This window comes from Microbacterium sp. NPDC058269 (genome assembly GCF_042881445.1).
Taxonomy (GTDB): domain Bacteria; phylum Actinomycetota; class Actinomycetes; order Actinomycetales; family Microbacteriaceae; genus Microbacterium.
In genome coordinates this window covers 1,563,415-1,581,832 of the sequence record NZ_JBHVXT010000001.1, presented here as the reverse complement: position 1 = coordinate 1,581,832, position 18,418 = coordinate 1,563,415, and the positions used below count along the sequence as shown (strand labels likewise).

The window sequence follows — 18,418 nt, the reverse complement described above, 5'->3', positions numbered from 1 at the left end:
GTCGTTCGACATGGTTCCTCCGGTGGCGGGCAGCGGCCAGAGACTTGGCACGCTGTGTGAGACAGGACTCAGCAACCGTGAAGGCACTACGACGGGCTCGCGGATTTTGAGGTATCCGACAAAAGCGCATGGTGCGGAGCTCCAAGACGGAGGTCCCCGCGCGACGGGTGACGCTCCTCGATCGGGGCCGCGCGAGCGTGAGCTGGGCGCTCATAACGTCCACGACGACGCCTCGGATCCGCACCGACAGTACCCGCGGAGACATGCTTCCCCCGCGCTCATCCGCCTTCGTATATCGGCGTTCTGGCATACGTGACCGGTCGCGCCGTACAGGTCTCGTCTGGTGCCGGGGCGGGAGGGGATGTGCGGCGGGCGAGGGGAGCCCGCCGCACGAGGGTCGGCTACCTGGGGAAGCGGTGGCGAGATGGGAACCCCGCCACCCGGGACCGCGGTTCATGTCCGCGCAATCGCCCCGACCGAGCCCTCCGGGGTAAGACGACGATCGCCGCGATCGATTACGGACGACGCGAGATCGCCGCCTTTCCTCGAAACCGCCGCAGCGCATTCGACCTCGCACGTTCGACCTCGCACGCGGCCGATAGGCTCGGAGCCGTGCCGAACGCCGAGTCCCCTGCATCCGCTTCCGCCGCATCCGACCTGCACCGCATCGCCGCGGCGCTCGCCGGACCCGCACCGCTGAACTGGGTGATCACCGGCGACTCGATCACCCACGGCCTGGTGCACACGCAGGGCGGGCGCAGCTATCCGGAGCACCTGCACGAGCTGATCCGCGGCGAACTGGAACGCGTACGAGACGTCGTGCTCAACACCGCGATCAGCGGCAACCGCATCGTCGACCTCCTCGGCGACTGGGACCGCCGCGTCGCGTCATGGCGGCCCGACGTGGTCACCCTCATGATCGGCACCAACGACGCCTCAGACGGCGGACCACGCGAGGTCATCACGGCCGACGACTACGCCGCTTCGCTGCGCGACTTCGTCGCCCGTGTGCGCGAGCTCGGCGCCGTCCCCGTGCTGCAGACACCGCCCGCGATCGACATCCGCAACGCCCCGGAACGGGCGCGCATCGGGGAATTCGCCGAGGCCGTGCGCCAGGTCGCCGCCGGCGAGGACGTCATCCTCATCGACCAGTACGCCCGGTTCGCGGAGCTCGGTGCCGGCGCTGTGCCGTGGGGGCTGATGAACGATCCGTTCCACCCCAACACCGAGGGGCACGCCGCCCTCGCACTCGAACTCGCGCACGGCCTCGGCATCCGCCCCGAAGGACCACGCGCACGCACCTTCGCCCTGCTCGAGGGACTCGTCGCGACCGCCCGACTGAACGGATAGGGCACTCAGACACCCTCGCCCTCCGTGGACGAAAGACCTCTGGACGCGACGCTCAGCGCGGCACTAGGTTGAGCGCATTCGCAGTCGTCGGAGAGGTGGGGGCATGTCTCACGTGGTGGCAACAGGGGCCGGAAAGGCCATGATGGAGCGTCGGAACGACCCGACGCACGACTACATCCTCGGGCTCACCGGCAAAGAGAGACCACGGGTCCTCTTCGTCGGCACCGCCACGGGCGACGACACCGCGTACATCGTGAGCTTCTACGCCACGTACGACTCCGACAAGTGCGCTCCGCATCACCTTCCCCTCTTCCACCGCGCGGTCGACGATCTCGCCGGTTTCGTGAAGGGCTTCGACGTGATCCACGTCGGCGGCGGCAACACGGCGAACATGCTCGACGTGTGGAAGCGGCAGGGCCTCGACGAGATCATGCGCGAGATGTGGGAGGACCCCGACTCGAACGTGGTGTTCACGGGCGGCAGCGCCGGCGGCATCTGCTGGTTCGAGGGCGGCACCACCGACAGCTACGGTCCGACCCTGCAGGTGCTGCCCGAAGGCCTCGGGTTCCTGCACGGGAGCTTCTGCCCGCACTACGACGCCGAGGACCAGCGCCGCCCGCTCTTCCACGCCTCCCTGCTGAGCGGCGAGCTCTCCACCGGGTACGCGGTCGGCAACCTCCAGTCGCTGCACTTCGAGAACTCCGAGTTCATCACCGCTGTCAGCCCCGTCGAGAACTCCCTCGCCCTGCGCGTCGAGGCCATCGACGGGAAGATCGTCGAGACCGAGCTGCCCACGAAAGTGCTCACCGGGAACGCCCCGATCGTGAAGGGGCCGTCGTCATGAACGACAACGTGTGGATCCTCATCGCCGAGCTGATCGTCGTCATCGGCGCCATCTACATGGGCACCCGCACGAGCGGGATCGGCCTGGGCGTCTGGGGACTGGTCGGTGTGGCCATCCTCATCTTCTTCTTCGGCGAGGCCCCGGGCAACGCCCCGGTCGATGCGGTCTTCATCGTCATCACGGTGATCACCGCCGCCTCCACCATGCAGGCGGCCGGCGGCATCGACTGGATGGTGTCGGTCGCGGCGAAGGTCATCAGACGCAAACCGAAGTCCGTCGTGTTCCTCGCCCCGGCGATGTCGTTCCTGTTCACGGTCGGCGCCGGCACGGGAAACATCTTCTATCCGCTGCTGCCCGTCATCTACGACGTCTCGTACCAGCAGAAGATCCGTCCGGAACGGGCGCTCTCGGTCTCGGCCGTCGCCTCGCAGGTCGGCATCCTCTGCTCCCCCGTCTCGGCCGCGACCGCTTCGATGGTGGTGCTGCTCGCCCCGCAGGGCGTCGACCTCGGCGGACTCCTGCTCATCATGTGGCCGGCATCGATCGTCGGGCTCTTCGTCGCCGCGCTCGTCATGATGCGCCACGGCAAAGACCTGGAAGACGACCCCGAGTTCCAGAAGCGCCTCGCCGACCACCAGATCAAGCCGCCGGAGACCGATGCGCACGAGAAGAAGCTGCCTCCCACGGCCGTGCTCTCGGCCTCGCTGTTCCTCGCCGGGGTCGGTGTGATCGTGCTCTTCGGCCTGTTCGAGAACCTGCGTCCGGTCATCGGGACCGACGACGCCGGAGATCCGGTGCGCCTCAGCGTCACGGTCATCATCGAGGTGGTGATGGGCATCATCGCCGCCCTGATCTTCGTCTTCTGCAAGGTGAAGGCGGCGGATGTGCCCAAGCAGCCCACGTTCCCCGCCGGCATCGTCGGAGCCATCGCGCTCTTCGGTATCGCCTGGCTCGCCAACACCTTCGTCGCGGCGAACCAGACCCTGATCGTCGACGGCCTCGGCTCCGTTGTCTCCGGATCGTCGGCCTTCCTCGGGGCGCTGCTGTTCGCCCTGGCCCTGTTCGCGGTCGCCATGCTCACCACCAGCCAGTCGAGCGCGACGAACGCGATCGTGCCGATCGGCATCACGATCGGCCTGCCCGCCTCTCTCCTGGTGGGGCTGTGGCCGGCGGCGATGGGCATCTACACGCTGCCGGCCAACGGCAGCCAGGTCGCTACCGTGGCCTTCGACCAGACGGGCACGACGAAGATGGGCAAGTTCGTCTTCGACCACTCGTTCCAGCTGCCGAACCTGATCTACGTGGGGGTCGCGATCATCGTCGGCGTGCCGCTCTCGTTCCTGTTCACCTGAGCCGAGCAGTCGTCCACGACATGACCGACAGCGTCGAGCGGGCGACACTGCGACAGTTCCTCCTGGGGTTGGCGCAGGGCATGAACGCCTCTGCCGAGTCGGTGGACCGCATCCGCGACATCATGACCGAGGTCGCGGCGGCCTACGGCGGCGACGACGCGGACTTCGTGGTGCTGCCGACGATCATCCTGATCGAGAGCGGCGAGTCGGAGGAGTCCCGTGTCGCCATCCGCTCGGCGACGAACGCCTCGTTCCGCTTCGACCAGATCGCCGCCCTCTACGAGCTGATAGCGCAGGCGAAGACCGGTGCGATCCCGCCGCTGGACGGCATTCGGCGCCTGAACGAGATCGGGGCCATGCGGCCGAGGCTCGGCTGGATCACCCGAACCCTCGGCCACGCGGTGCTGACGACCGGACTCGCACTCCTGCTCGCCCCGACCTGGCAGGGCGTCATCGTCGCCTTCATCCTCGGAGCGGGGATCGGCCTGTTGAAACTGGTCCGCTCGCCGACACTGCAGCTGATCATGCCGGTGGCTGCGGCGTTCGTGTGCGCGACCGCCGTCTTCCTGCTGGCCGAGGTGATCGAGATCGGAGACCCGATCCGGCTGCTCATCGCCCCGCTGGTCACCTTTCTTCCCGGCGGCGTGCTGACCAGCGCCACCGTCGAGCTCGCCGCCGGGCAGATGATCTCCGGCGCCTCGCGGTTGGTCTACGGCTTCGTGCAACTTGCTCTGCTGGCGTTCGGCATCCTGGCCGCCGGCACCGTCGTGGGCGTCGACTCGTCGTCATACGAGGCCCTCGACGCGGGCTCGCCGCTGCCGTGGTGGGTGGCGTTCATCGGCATCCTGGTGTTCGCCCTCGGAAACTACCTGCATTTCTCCGCCCCGCCCTCGACGTTCGGATGGGTGCTCCTCGCCCTCGTCGTCGCCTATGCGGGTCAGTGGGCGGGAACGGAGTTCGTCGGAGCGACCGTCGGCGGGTTCGTCGGCGCGGTCGCGATGACCCCGGTCGTGCTGTGGATCGCGACCCTCCGGCATGGCGCCCCCTCGCAGCTCACGTTCCTCCCGGCGTTCTGGCTGCTGGTCCCCGGTGCGGCCGGCCTGGTCGGGCTCACCGAGGCGGTCGCGACCGACGGCGGACTCTCCGACTTCGCGACGGCTCTGATCTCGGTCATGTCGATCGCCCTCGGCGTGCTCATCGGCACCGCGCTCTACCGCGTCGTGCACCACGGAGCCGAGGAGATCGTGCAGTTCGCCGTCGCGTTGCCCGCACCCGACGAGACCTCGACGACTCCGAGGTTCTGGTCACGGCTCACGGCTCCGTGGCGCCACTCGTCCGATCGCTGACGCGACGCGACGGCGGGGACCACATTCCTCCCCCGGGTATGCTCCGACGCTCCTGCCCGTAGCTTGCCACTCCGGGATTTCGGAATATCGTAGAGGTGGGGACCTGGGGAGGTACGGTGTCGGCATTTGTCGCGCAGGGGGACGGACATATACCGCGAGTGTCGGCGTACGCCGTCAACCGCCCCCGACTGAGAGCCGCACTCGAGACCGAGACTCCGCTGACGCTCATCCGTTCCGCTTCCGGCTCGGGCAAGACGACCGCCCTCGTCGAATGGGCGTCCACCACCGCGTCCCGTGTCGTCTGGGTCACCGTGTCGCCGGCCATCGCGACGGGCGACGCCCTCGCCCACGCGCTGCTGAGGGCCCTTCCCCGCACTGATCCCGCACGCACCGACGCCGGGGAGGAAGGCTGGGCGGCCGTGACCTCGCGGCTGCGCAGGTCGGACGGTCCTCTGGTCGTGGTGCTCGACGATGCGGCGGACGTCGACCGCGAGGGGGTGTTCGCTCTGTGCCGCGCCGTCGCCGCCACCCCACTGACCCGCCTGATCGTCGCAACCAACCGCCCCAGCCCCTTCGACAGCGAGGGACTCGATCTCGTGATCGACACGATGCTCATCGCTCCCGCCGACCTCATGTTCGACACCGACGAGATCCGGCGCGCGCTCGAGGTCGACGAGGACACGGCCATCGCCGTCCAGGAGGCGACGGGAGGGTTCCCTGCCCTCATCCGCGCCCTGGCACTGCGCGGAGCCGGAACGGATGCCGCGTCGCTGCGCGCCGCGACCACCGTGATCGAGGACTACCTGCAGGACCGGCTCGCCGAATGCGCCTTCGACCCGCAGACTCTGCAGGGGCTGCTGCGGATCAGCGTCACCGACTCCGTCGACCTTCCGCTCGCGATCGCACTCACCGGAGATCCGGAGATCGCGACGGCCCTCGACCAGGCCGAGACGTTCGGCTTCGGTCGCTGGGCGACCGACGGGCGCAGCACTTTCGCTCTCGCGACGCTCACCCGCGGCATGCTGCGCCGTGAGCTGCGTCGGACCTTCCCGGACGAGGTCCCCCGCCTGAGGCGCGTCGCGGCGGAAGGTGCGGTGCGCCGTGACATGCCGCTCGAGGGGCTGCGCCTCGCCCTGGAGGACGACGACCTGCGCCTGGCGACACACGTCACGATGTCGGGGTGGAACCGTCTGCTGCACCGCGATCGACAGGCCGTCATCGAGCTGCTGGGCGACGTGCCGGTCGCACGCCTCAAGCAGGAGCCTCTCGTGGCGATGCTGCTCGGGATGTGCCTCAAACCCAGTCGGCTCCGGCGCCAGCGCGGGCTCCAGCTGCTTCGTACGGCGGTGGCGGCGGCGAACGCCCGCCGGACCACCCTCTCGGCGACGGAGCGGATCTTCATCTGGGCCGCCGAGAGCGCCTCGCTGCGCGCCATCGGGCGACCGGAGCGTGCCGCTCAGGTCGCCGCGCGGGCGCTGGCCCTGTTCCACGAGACGCCCGAGTCGCAGTGGCAGCAGTACGCACGAGACATGCCGCTCCTGTGCACGCACCTGGGCATCTCGCTCTACTACGGCGGACAGCAGGATGACGCCGTCCACCTCTGGGAGCAGGCCGCGGCCCTCGCCGCGTCCCACGGAAGCGCCACCGCCTTCCAGGGGATCTGCCTCCTCGCCGGGGTCCACGCCCTGAACGGGGATCTGCCCGATGCCCGGCACTACGTCGCCCTCATCCGCGACGGCGACTGGGACCCGGCGCTCGTCGACAGCTATCGGGGCACGTTCTATCGTGTGGCCGAGGCGATGCTGGCGGTGGAGGACGGTGACCTCGCTGCGGCGAAGCAGCACATCCGCTTCTTCGAGCCGTACCGGGCGACGAGCGAGCACTGGACGACGATGGCCTCCGTGGAGGCGTGGATCGCCCTGCACGAGGGCGACGCCGCCGCAGGACTCGAGCGCCTGGAATCGTTCGCACGTCTGCGAGGAAAAGAGGCGGGTGCCGCTCACGTGCGCCACGCGTTATCGCGCCCGCGGATGCTCCTGCACCTCGCACTCGGCGATGTGAGCGCGGCCAGGAGCATCATGCAGCGGGATGCCGTCCCCGATCGTTTCGGCACGGTCCTCAAGCGCGCCCGCCTAGCCCTCATCGACGGCAAGGCCGCCGACGTGGTCCGGCTTCTGGGCCAGACCCGTCTGCGGCCTTCGACCGCCCGAGAACGCGCCGAGGCATCGGCCGTGCACAGCGCCGCCCTGCACCGGGTGTCTCCTGCGGCCGCGCAGCCGTCGAGCGAGGCGCTGAGCGTGCAACTCACCGACCGGGGGCTCACCACGCCGCTCGTGCTCCTGAGCGCAGAGGACTTCGGCGCCGTGCGGGCCGACCTCGACCCGACCGGTCGCGCGCCCTTCCCGCTGCGCTCGGCGCTGCCGTCGTTCGCGACCCGCCCCCGGCTGTCGTCCCGGGAACAGGTCGTGCTGCGCGCCCTGACGTCGGGGGCTCCCCTGCCGGCGATCGCCGACGAGCTGCGCGTCTCGCCGAACACCCTCAAGACCCAGCTCCGCAGCATCTACCGCAAGCTCGGCGCCCACAACCGTGCCGAGGCGATGGAGCAGGCCGCCCGCCACGGCCTGCTGCCCGACTGAGACACGGAAGGCCTCGCCCGTCGCACGTGACGGGCGAGGCCTTTCCTGTGACCGCTAGGCCTGCGAGCGGCGACGACGCACGATCAGCAGCACGGCACCGCCGAGCAGCAGAGCGATCGCGAGCGCCAGCACCCACGGGGCCAGCAGACCACCGGTGAGGGCGAGCGGCGTCAGCACCGGGTTCTCGGTCGCGCTCGTCGGCGGAGTGACCGTCTCACCTCCGGGAGGCGTGGCCGTCCCCACGGCGACATTGCGCAGGTTCGCCCCGGCGGCGCCGGCGTGCACGATCACGGAGTACGTGATCGTGACGGTCTCGCCCTCGGCGAGGCTGCCGGACCAGCGCAGCTGCGTGCCGTCTACCGTGGGAGCGGCCACCGTGCGTGCGGATGCCGTGCCGTCGCCGATGACGGCGGTCGCACCGGCCCGGAGATCGGCGTGAGGCAGCACTCCGGAGAGGTCATCCGTGATGACGACCTCGTCGAGCCCCGTCTGGCCGGTGTTCGTGCCGACGAGCCGGTAGGTGACGACGCTCTCCGTGGCGACGGCCTTGCCGGTTCCGGGATCGACGGTCTTGAGGAACGTGAAGCCGGGGGTGCCGACCGGGTTCTCCGTCGTCACGGGCGGGGGCGTGATCTCCCCACCACCGGGCGGGGTGGCGGTGCCGGCGACCTTGTTCGCGATCGTCGCGCCACCCGCGTCGCCGTTCACGGTCACCGAGTAGGTGATCGTGACGCGCTGCCCCACGGCGAGCGCGCCCGTCCAGGTGAGCTCGTCGCCATCCACGACAGGCGCGGGAGCGGATCCGTCGACCATGGTCGCCGTGGCGTCGCCGTTGTAGGCGGCGTGGGTCAGAACACCCGACAGGTCGTCGCTGATGCTCACGGGCGCCAGCGCCGTCTCACCGGTGTTCACGCCGGTCACCGTGTAGGTGATGACGCTGCCGGGGTCGACCCGCGTTCCGGAGGCGGGATCGGCCGACTTGCGCAGCTCGAAGCCGGGCTCGTTGACCGGGTGCTCGGTCGTCGCCGGAGGCGTCTCGATCGGGGGAACACCGCCGGGCGGGGTCGCCGAACCCGAAGCCGAATTCTCGAGGATCGTGCCACCTGCATCCGCCTGAACGGTCACGGAGTAGGTGAGGGTGACGGTCTCGCCGACCTGGAGCACGCCCGTCCACGACAGACGGTCGCCGGTCACCACCGGGGCGTTCGCCGCCGTGGTCCCGATCCTGGCGGTCGCGTCGCCGTTGTAGTCGGCATGCGCCAGGACTCCGGAGAGGTCGTCCGCGATCGCGACAGGATCGAGGACCGTCTCACCGGTGTTCACGCCGGTCACGGTGTAGGTGATGACGCTGCCGGGGTCGACCGCCGTGCCCGCCACGGGGTCGGCGCTCTTCGACACGGAGAATCCGGGCACGTTCACGGCGTTCGTCGTGATGCCGGGCGGCGGGGTGATGACCGATCCCCCGGGCGGGGTCGCGGTTGCACTCGCGCTGTTCTCGAGCACGGATCCCACGCCGTCGGCGCCGACCGTCACGGAGTACGTGACGGTGACGGTCTGTCCGACCGCGAGCGCGCCGGACCAGCTGAGCTTCGCGCCGGCAACAGTCACCGCGCCCGCAGGCAACCCGCCGATCACGGCCGCGGCATCGTCGTTGTACGACGCGTACGGCAACACCTTCGAGAGGTCATCCGTGATGCCGACGGGGTCGAGGGCGGTCTGCCCGGTGTTGACGGCCGTCAGCGTGTAGGTGAGCACGTCACCGGGATCCACGGCCGTGCCCGCTGCCGGGTCGACCGTCTTGGCGAACGTGAAGCCGGGCTCGTTGACCGGGTGCTCCGTGGTCGACGGCGGCGGGGTGATCGGCGTACCCGGCGTGGTGGGGCTGCCGGGGTCGCCCGGATCGGTCGGGATCAGCGGAGTCGCCGTGCCGGTCGCGGTGTTGGCGATCGTCTCGCCGCCGGCGGTCGGGTCGACCGTCACCGAGTAGGTGATGACGACGTCCTGGCCGGGGCGCAGCACTCCGCTCCATTCCAGGGCACCGCGTGCCACGGTGACGTCCCCGCGTGTGGCCTTCACATCGTCGTTGTACGACGCGTGGGCCAGCGCACCGCGCAGGTCGTCGGCGATCGAGGCCGGGTCGAGCACGGTGTCACCCGTGTTGGTTCCGGTGACGGTGTAGGTGATCACGCTGCCGGGGTCGACGCGCGTTCCCGTGGCGGGGTCGGCCGACTTCGTGACGGTGAAGCCGGGTGTGGCGACCGGGTGCTCCGTCGTCGAAGGAGGCGTCGTCACCGGGCTGCCGGGCGTGGTGGGGCTGCCCGGATCCGTCGGGTCGACCGGGATGAGGGGAGTTCCCTCGCCCGTGACGGTGTTGCGCAGCAGCACCCCGGTCGCATCGGCATCGACCGTCACCGTGTAGGTGATGTCGACGCGGGCTCCGGGTGCGAGTGCTCCGGTCCAGGTGAGCGTGGTGCCGTTCAGGACGATCGCTCCGGTCGAGGCCTTCACGTCGCCACCGTACTGGGCGTGGGCGAGCACGGCGGAGAGGTCGTCGACGATGGTCGCCGGGTCGAGCCTCGTGTTGCCCGTGTTGACGCCCGAGATCGTGTAGGTGATCGTGTCACCCGCACGCACAGCGGTGCCGGAGGCCGGGTCGGCCGACTTCGAGACCTCGAAGCCGGTGTCGACCACCGGGTGGTTCGTCTCCACGGCCGGCGGGATGATCGGCTTCCCGGGGGTCGTGGGACCGTCGGGGTCGGTCGGGTCGACCGGGATCTGCGGTGTGGCCGTACCGTTGGCCACGTTGTGCAGCAGCGCCTTCTGGACGCCGGCGTCGACCGTCACCGAGTAGCGGATGGTGACGGATGCACCGCGGGGCACGTCGCCCGTCCAGGTGAGGGTGGAACCGGTGACGGTGACGGAGCCGCGGTCTGCGGTGACGTCGTCGTTGTAGCCGGCGTCATCGAGCACACCCGAGAGGTCGTCGACGATCCGGGCCGGCTCGAGGTCGGTGTCACCGGTGTTGGTGCCGGTGATCGTGTAGGTGATGGTGTCGCCAGCCGAGACGGCCGTGCCCGAGGCGGGATCGGCGGACTTGCTGATCGTGAAGCCCGACCCGATGACCGGGTGCTCGGTGGTGACGGTCGGCGGGACGATCGGCTCGCCCGGCACCTCCGGCCCCTCGGGGTCACCGGGCTTCGGGGTGGTCGGTGTCGCGGTGCCGGTGACGGAGTTCTTCAGGATCTCCCCCGAGGCCTCCGCATCCACGGTCACGGAGTACGTGATCGTCACGGCCTGTCCGGGCGCGAGCGAGCCGGTCCAGGCGAGATCGTCGCCGGTGATGGTCGCCGCGCCCGTGGTGAGCGTCGTGCCGGCGACTGAGGTCGAGATGTCGGAGTTGTAGGCGGCGTGCGCGAGCACACCGGACAGGTCGTCGGCGATCGACGCGGGGTTCAGCGTGGTGGCGCCCGTGTTGGTCCCGGTCACCGTGTACTGGATGGTCTGGCCCGGCTCCACGACCGTTCCCGCGGCGGGGGTAGAGGTCTTGGCGACGGTGAAGCCCGCGACGGGGTGCTCGGTGGTCACGGGCGGGGTGACGGGCGGAGGGAGAGTGCCGGGCGGGGTGCCCGAGGCGGTGACGCTGTTGGCGATCCGCTCGCCCTCGACGCCGTCATCGACGATCACCGAGTAGGTCACGGTGATCACCTGGCCGGGCTCGAGGGCGCCGGTCCAGGCGAGGTCGTCGCCCGTGACGGTCGCAGCCCCGGATGCGACGGGCGTGCCGTCGATCTTCGTGGCGACGTCGCCCTGGTACTCGGCGAACGCGAGCACGCCGGACAGGTCGTCGGTCACGCGCACGGGGTCGAGGCGCGTGTTGCCGGTGTTCTCCGCCTCAACCGTGTAGGTCAGGCGCTGGCCGGCCTGCACGGCGAGGCCATCGGCGGGATCGGACGTCTTGCGCAGAGCGAGGCCGGGTACGAGGCGGACGTTCGTGAACGTGCAGGTGACATCCGTGCCGCGCGAACCCGCCGGCTGCTTCACCTCACCGGAGGCGGTCACGGCCACCGGGGTCGTGGATCCGTCGGGGTTCATCTGCACGCAGTCCAGCGATTCGGCGTAGCGGGTGCGGTCGGTCGTTCCCGATGCCGCCTCCGACAGGCGGAATGTGTCGCCCTGGTTGGTGAACACCGGTCCCGCGTAGTCGGGCTGCAGGCCGGTGCGCTCACCGCGCGTGGTGGCGTCGGTCTGCGGCACCTGGTATCCGGCCGGCGACTGGACGCGCAGCGCGAACTGGTCGGTGGCCGTGTGCCGACCCTCGGGGAGGTCCTTCTTCAGGGTGAGGGTGTTCGGGAAGGTGCAGCTCGACATGTCGGTGGGCGCGAAGCCGGGGGTCTTCGTCGAGTTGACCGTTTGTCCACGAGGAAGGTCGACCTCGATGATCCTCGGATCGGCGCCGGCGACCGACACGAAGATGTGGCCGAGGTTTCCGAACGCGATGCCGTTGCCCTGCACGCCGGCACCCATGTCGTGGACCTGCTTGGCCTCGATGGTGGCGGTGCTCGGCTCGAGCGTCTTGGGGAGGTCGGCGGAGTAGATGAAGTTGTCCGCGACCAGGACGAGCTGGCCCGAGGCGCTGAAGGCCATGTCGCCGTTGGCGCCGAACGCGCTGCTTCCGGTGCTCGGGCGGAGCGTGCCGACCTGCACGTAGGTCTGCGGCGTGACGCCCTCGTTCCAGGCGTACAGGTTGATGGCGCCGCTGACCGTGCCGCTGGCGAAGTAGTAGACGCCCGAGTCGGGGTGCACGGCGCCGCGGAGCACCGTCGAGTTCAGCGAGAACGTGGTGCGGGTCGTGACGTCGGTCACACGGTCATGCTTGGCGAGCGTCTTGGTTCCGGCGGCGTTGGTGACCGTGTACGCGTACTGGCCGCTGGAAGAGATTCCGAGGGCGTTGTTGGAGTGGTCGACGCCGAGGGTGGTGGAGCCCAGCGTGCCGCCGTTGCCGGGCGTGCCGCCCTGCTCGTTCACGACGAACTCGCGCACCTCGGTCGCGCTCTGCACATACACCGCTCCGGGTGTGCAGAGGAACGGATCAGCCGCCGCCGCGGGAGCCGCGGTCAGCGTCCCGCCGATGAAGACCATCGACGAGGCGACGAGCGCCGTGCTGACGGCCCCTCCGATCAGCTTTCTCGCACGGCCCCGCCAGCGGCTGCGCCGCTCGGACGGAAGGCCATCGGATGTGCGGTCCTCGCGGGCAACACGAAACGCCATGACTGTCTCCCCATTCATCGCTTCACCGGCGCGCACTCGCGCACGGAAACCCCCGCCCCCTCAGGCGACCGCCGAGCACCATTCGGGCATGGTGAACCCGGCACGGGCCACCGCCAGCCTGCCCGGCCCACGACGGGCGATCCCGTCGACCCCGGAGTTTTCACCCCGTCTTTTCACCCCACGAGAGAAGGGGCGCACCGGTGACTCCGATGCGCCCCTTCCGACTCCGCCTATTGGCGCGAGCCGATCTCGTCGATCGGACGCGTGCGCATGGTCGCGGCGGTCCCGATCCACATCGCCACCAGGGCCAGAGCACCCATCGCCCCGATGATCGCCAGCGACCCGAGCACCGGCAGCACGGGCAGCGGTTGCCCGGAGATGCCCATGCTCACGCCGATGAGCGGAGGGATCGCGACCACGACTCCGAACACCATGCCGATGACCGCGACGAGCACGGCCTCGATCCGCATCATCGCGCGCACCTGGCCGCGGGAGGATCCGATCAGCTGCAGCAGGGCGAGTTCGCGCGAGCGCTCGCCCGTCGCCATCACGAGCGTGTTCACCACGGCGATCGCGATGTAGCCGAGGATCACCAGCAGGGCGATGAGGTTCACCCACCCCTGTTGGGACTGCGCACCCGCACCTGCGGCGGCCTGCCCCGACCCGTCGCTCACGAGCAGTCCGCTCGCACCCAGCGCGGCCCGGACCTCGTCTGTCACGCCCTCGTCGACCGCCACGAGCGCGAAGGCATCGAGACCGGTGGTGGTGTGGGCGCGGACCGCGTCGGCTGCCATCGTGAGGTCGCCGAAGCCGAGGCCCCGCTCGTACACCGCGACGACCGTGGCCTCGAACGGCGAACCATCGCCCAGGTGTCCGACGACCGTGCCGCCGATGTCCAGACCCAGCGCCTGCGCGGCATCCGTGCTCACCGCAACGGTGGCGGTGCCGTCGAGTTCCGCCAGCGTCCCCTCCCGCACCTGCAGATCGAGGCTGTCCGCGATGTTCTTCGGATCGATGCCCTGCAGTACGTGCTCGTCACGCTCGAGCTTGCCCTCGAAATCGAAGGAGTCCACCACCGCCGCACTGAGGGCGACCCCCGACGCCTCGGTCACGCCGGGTGTCTCGCGGATCGTGTCGATCATGTCGGGCGAGAGCCCCGCGGGCGCTGTGACGCGCAGGTCGGCGGTGACACCGGCGCTGGCCTGCGTCGCCGCCTCGGCCGCGATGATCGACGGCGCCCCGATCTGCACGAGCCCCAGGCCGATGCCGAGAGCGATCGGCAGGATCGCGGAGGCGAGGCGCCTGCTGTTCGCCGTGGCGTTCGCCGACGCGAGGAAGCCCGCGGAGGAGAGCCGACGCAGCACCGTTCCGATCAGTCGGACACTCAGCGACACCAGCCACGGGCCGAGCACGGCGAGCGCGATGATCAACAGCATGGCTGCGCCGGCCGCCGCACCTGCAGCGATCTGCCCGCGCACCACGAGCGGTACGGTCGAGACCGAGATGCCCGCGGCGGCGAGCACGATTCCCGTGATGATGCGCGGCAGGCCGATGGCGGGAGCACCCGTCGCCGACTCGCGCAGAGCCTCGACCGGATCGAGCTTCGCGACCCGAGCTGCCGCGATACGCGCGGCGCCCCAGGCGGAGGCGAGCACGAGCAGCACCGCTCCGACCGCGGGAAGCGGACTGAATGCCAGGGCGAAGTCGCCCGGGATCACACCCCCGGCCACGAAGGCCGACTGCAGAACGGTCGACAGCAGGTATCCCGGCACGATGCCGAGCAGCACGGCGACCGTCGAGACCCACAGCACCTCGCGAGCGACGAGCGCATGCACCTGGGAGGGGCTCGCACCGACAGCCCGCAGCAGGGCGTAGTCGCGGCGGCGTGACTGCACAGACAACGAGAGGGTGCCCGCCACGATGAACATCGCCACGAGGATGCAGGTGCCGACGAAGGCGCTGCCGATGGCCACGAGCGTGGACCGTGCGGCGCCCGAGTCGAGGAACTCCACGTCGCCTCGGGCATCACCCGTGCGGGCGATCAGGCCCGGGAAAGTCTCGCGGATCGCGTCGGCCGTCTGCTCGGGATCCGTGCCCGAGACGAACACGCCGAGTGCCTGCACGGCACCCTGGTGAGGGTCGAGCTCGTCGATGCGACGCTCACTGAGGAACACATGCGCGCCGCGCTCGGGTGCGACCGGAGCCGCGACCTCGCCGACCACGCGGTACTCCGACGGCACGCCGCCGTGGGCCAGGACGACCGTGTCGCCCACGGCGTGACCGCTGCCGACGGTGACGACCACCTCGTGCGCCCCCGTGGGCTCCTGCCCCTCACGCAGCTCGAAGCCGGTCAGCGCGGTGGTCGGCCAGGGGTGCGCCTCGACCACGGCGGCGCCATCCGCATCCGCCTGCACGTCTGCCTGCGCATCCGCCCGCACGACGAGCGGAACCGTGACGTCGGCGACGACGCGCTCGACTCCCGGAAGCGCGGCGATGTCACGCGCCGCGTCGGCGGGCAGCGGCGCGCGCTCCCGCAGGGGGACGGGGAGGTCCTCGGGCACATCCACCTGCTGCGGCGCACCGACCACGACGTCGACCGCGGCATAGCGCTCGGGCGCCAGGCCTCCGCGCATTCCGGACTCGACGAGCACGCCGAGGCCCGTCACGAGTGCGCTCGCGACGAACACCGCGACCGCCACTCCGACGAAGCTCCCGCGGTGGTGGCGAAGATCGGCGCCGACGAGTCGGCCCAGACCCAGCGACCCCGACATCACCACTCCCCCAATGCGCTCATGCGGGCGTTGATCTGCGCCGGGTCGGCGCCGTCGAGGTATCCCGCGAAGGCACCGTCGGCGAGGAAGATGGTGCGATCCGCATGCGCGGCCACCACGGGGTCGTGCGTCACGACCACGACCGTCTGATTCAGCTCCCGAGCCGTGTGCGCGAGCAGGTCGAGCACCTGCTTGCCCGAACGCGAATCGAGGGCACCGGTCGGCTCGTCGCCGAACACCACATGCGGCCGGGTGATGAGGGCGCGTGCGATCGCCACCCGCTGCTGCTGACCGCCGGAGAGTTCCGACGGACGACGGCGACGGAACTCGGTGAGACCCACGGCGTCGAGCAGGAAGTCGAACCACGGCGCCTCGAGCCGACGACCGCCGAGCCGCAGGGGCAGCGTGATGTTGTCCTCGACGTTCAGGGCCGGCAGCAGGTTGTAGGCCTGGAACACGAATCCCACGTGGTCGCGGCGGAAGGCCGTGAGCTGGCGCGCCTTCATACCCGAGATCTCTGTCCCGCCGAGGCGCACGGTGCCGCTGCTCGGGCGATCGAGGCCGGCGGCGCTGTGCAACAGGGTGCTCTTGCCGGATCCGGAAGGACCCATGATCGCGGTGAAGGTGCCCTTCGCGATGGCGAGGTCGACGCCCCGCAGAGCGGTGACGCGGCTGGCACCGGAACCGTAGGTCTTGACGACGGACTGCAGCCGCAGCGCTTCGGAGGGCCGTGCGTCGACGGCCGGGGCGAGTGGTGTGGAGGTCATGATTCGACGCTAGGGACGGGCGATCCGGCATCCCATCCCGCCTCCTGCCGCATCGATGGTGGTGCTGGCTATACCGTGCCGTCGCGACCACTCGGGCAGACTGTGAGAGTGAAGGACGGATGGTGGCGTCGCTGGCTGCGCGCGTGGGGATACCTGGCCGTCGAGGCCGGAGTCTCGATCGCCTCCGTGGTGTTCCTCTGCCTGGGCATCGTCCTGCTCCCCTTCATGATCATCACCGGCGGCGTGCTGCTCATGCCGGAGGTCGTGCGGGGGCTGCACTGGTGGACCGATGTGAATCGTCGCCGGGTCGGCGCGTACCGGGGGGAGGAGCTGACGCCGATCGGCCGGGTGCTTCCACCGGCCTCGACCATCGACGACCGTCTGCGCTTCGCACTCTCGCGTGCCACCGGCCGCGACACCCTGTGGTTGGCGGTGCAGGGGCTTCCGGTGCTGTTCGTCTCCCTGTTGACGATCTCGCTCCCCATCGCCGCGGTGAACACGCTGGCGGTCACCTACTATTGGCAGTTCGTTCCGGCCGATGACCCGGTGGGCTCGCCCTACCCGGTCACATCGTGGGAACTCGCGGCGACCCAGCCGCTGGTCGCACTCGGATACGCGATCCTGTCGGTGTTGCTCATCCCCGCCGTCGCACATCTGGTGTCGTTCGTGTCGGCGAAGCTGCTCGCCACCCCCGAGAAATCACGCCTGGCCGCACGCGTCGATGCCCTGACCCTCAGCCGTGCCGCCGCGCTCGACGCCCATGCGGCCGAGCTGCGCCGCATCGAGCGTGACCTGCATGACGGCGCACAGAACCGTCTGGTGAACGTGGTGATGATGCTCGGGATCGCCGAGCGCGCACAGGAGACCGGCGGCGACGTGCTCGAACCGCTGCGGCGAGCGCAGGATGCGGCGACCGATGCGCTCGCCGGGCTCCGCCGCACGGTGCACGACATCTATCCGCCGATCCTCGACGAGCTCGGGTTGGAGGGCGCCCTGGCGTCGCTCGCCGGGCGCAGCGTGGTGCCGTGCACGATCGAGGCGGACGCCGTCGGACGGGTGCCGGCCGCCGTCGAGTCGGCCAGCTACTTCGTCGTGGCCGAGGCCCTGACGAACGTCAGCAAGTACAGCGAGGCGACGCGGGCCGCGGTGCGGGTCGCTCGGGAGGGTGAGATCCTCCTCATCACGGTCGAAGACGACGGCGTGGGTGGAGCGATCGAGCGCCCTGGCGGCGGTGTCGCCGGCATCCGCCGCCGCATCGAGGCCTTCGAGGGCGCGCTGGAGCTGACGAGTCCGGCCGGCGGACCCACCATCCTGAGAGCGGAGCTGCCATGCGGATCGTGATCGCCGAAGACGACACCCTGCTTCGCGAGGGACTGGCGCTGCTGCTGCGCAGCGAGGGGTTCGAGGTGGTGGCGGCCGTCGACAACGCCGTCGACTTCCTCGCCCGGCTCGACGAGGCGGATGCTGCGGTGGTCGATGTGCGGATGCCGCCGACCTTCACGAGCGAGGGGCTGAAGGCCGCAGCCGAGGCCCGCGCCCGCCGCCCCGGGTTCCCCGTGCTCGTGCTGTCGGCCTACGTGGAGGACCGCTATGCCGGCGAGCTGCTGGCGGCCGGAGCCGATGGCCTCGGGTACCTGCTCAAGGAGCGCGTCGGCAAGGTCGCATCGTTCGTCGACGCCCTGCGCCGCGTGGCCGCGGGCGGCACGGTGATGGACCCCGAGGTGATCTCGCAGCTGATGAGCCGGCGTCGCGCCGACGACCCGGTGCAGACCCTCACGCCCCGCGAGCGCGAGGTGCTCGGCCTCATGGCCGAAGGACTCGACAACGGCACCATCGCCGGGCGACTCTTCGTGACCGAGACCGCCGTGAGCAAGCACATCGGCAACATCTTCGCCAAGCTCGGCCTCGCCTCCAGCGACAGCGGCCACCGGCGCGTACTCGCCGTCCTCGCGTACCTGCGCAGCTGACTTCATCCGTCACGCCCCCTGGCGCGCTCTCATCAAGCGGCGTCGAGCCTCTCGAGCGACCCTCCGAAAAGGTTTGGTATTCGGTGTTGCTAAGTACCGGTACTCAGTGTTACTTTG

10 protein-coding genes are annotated in these 18,418 nt (G+C 70.1%); 7 read left to right on the top strand and 3 right to left on the bottom strand.

Annotated elements, in window-relative coordinates:
- Positions 1–612: 612 nt before the first annotated feature.
- The 5 genes from ACFVWL_RS07780 to ACFVWL_RS07760 all read left to right on the top strand — a co-directional run bounded on the left by ACFVWL_RS07780 (position 613) and on the right by ACFVWL_RS07760 (position 7,528).
- Positions 613–1,350 carry an SGNH/GDSL hydrolase family protein gene (locus tag ACFVWL_RS07780; RefSeq protein WP_387180632.1) on the top strand — a complete coding sequence of 246 codons (738 nt, stop codon included), beginning with the start codon at positions 613–615 and terminating at the stop codon, positions 1,348–1,350.
- Between the two features lie 103 nt (positions 1,351–1,453).
- Positions 1,454–2,194, top strand: coding sequence for a Type 1 glutamine amidotransferase-like domain-containing protein (locus ACFVWL_RS07775; protein ID WP_387180630.1), 741 nt, complete (start codon positions 1,454–1,456; stop codon positions 2,192–2,194).
- Positions 2,191–3,546: an anaerobic C4-dicarboxylate transporter family protein gene (locus ACFVWL_RS07770; RefSeq protein WP_387180628.1), complete on the top strand. Its 1,356-nt coding sequence runs from the start codon at positions 2,191–2,193 to the stop codon at positions 3,544–3,546. The genes ACFVWL_RS07775 and ACFVWL_RS07770 overlap by 4 nt, the downstream gene beginning before the upstream one ends.
- Positions 3,547–3,566: 20 nt before the next feature.
- Positions 3,567–4,892, top strand: a complete 1,326-nt coding sequence (locus ACFVWL_RS07765; protein WP_387180625.1) for a threonine/serine exporter ThrE family protein — start codon at positions 3,567–3,569, stop codon at positions 4,890–4,892.
- 116 nt (positions 4,893–5,008) lie between these two features.
- A complete protein-coding gene (locus tag ACFVWL_RS07760) occupies positions 5,009–7,528 on the top strand; it encodes a LuxR C-terminal-related transcriptional regulator (RefSeq protein ID WP_387180622.1) in 2,520 nt (839 codons plus the stop codon).
- Positions 7,529–7,582: 54 nt separating this feature from the next.
- Here the strand turns inward: ACFVWL_RS07760 and ACFVWL_RS07755 are convergent, their stop codons facing one another.
- The 3 genes from ACFVWL_RS07755 to ACFVWL_RS07745 form a co-directional block, all read right to left on the bottom strand.
- The gene (locus tag ACFVWL_RS07755) at positions 7,583–12,796 is read right to left on the bottom strand and encodes a beta strand repeat-containing protein (protein WP_387180620.1); all 5,214 of its coding nucleotides are present in this window, start codon (positions 12,794–12,796) and stop codon (positions 7,583–7,585) included.
- Between the two features lie 230 nt (positions 12,797–13,026).
- The gene (locus ACFVWL_RS07750; protein ID WP_387180617.1) at positions 13,027–15,567 is read right to left on the bottom strand and encodes an FtsX-like permease family protein; all 2,541 of its coding nucleotides are present in this window, start codon (positions 15,565–15,567) and stop codon (positions 13,027–13,029) included.
- A complete protein-coding gene (locus tag ACFVWL_RS07745) occupies positions 15,567–16,334 on the bottom strand; it encodes an ABC transporter ATP-binding protein (protein WP_387180615.1) in 768 nt (255 codons plus the stop codon). Before ACFVWL_RS07745 ends, ACFVWL_RS07750 begins: the two co-directional genes overlap by 1 nt.
- Positions 16,335–16,442: 108 nt before the next feature.
- Here ACFVWL_RS07745 and ACFVWL_RS07740 point away from each other — a divergent pair, with 108 nt between their 5' ends.
- Together ACFVWL_RS07740 and ACFVWL_RS07735 are read left to right on the top strand one after the other, a co-directional pair.
- Positions 16,443–17,675, top strand: a complete 1,233-nt coding sequence (locus ACFVWL_RS07740) for a sensor histidine kinase (RefSeq protein WP_387180612.1) — start codon at positions 16,443–16,445, stop codon at positions 17,673–17,675.
- Entirely contained in the window at positions 17,663–18,301 is a 639-nt protein-coding gene (locus ACFVWL_RS07735; protein ID WP_387180609.1) for a response regulator, read from the top strand. The genes ACFVWL_RS07740 and ACFVWL_RS07735 overlap by 13 nt, the downstream gene beginning before the upstream one ends.
- Positions 18,302–18,418: the final 117 nt, after the last annotated feature.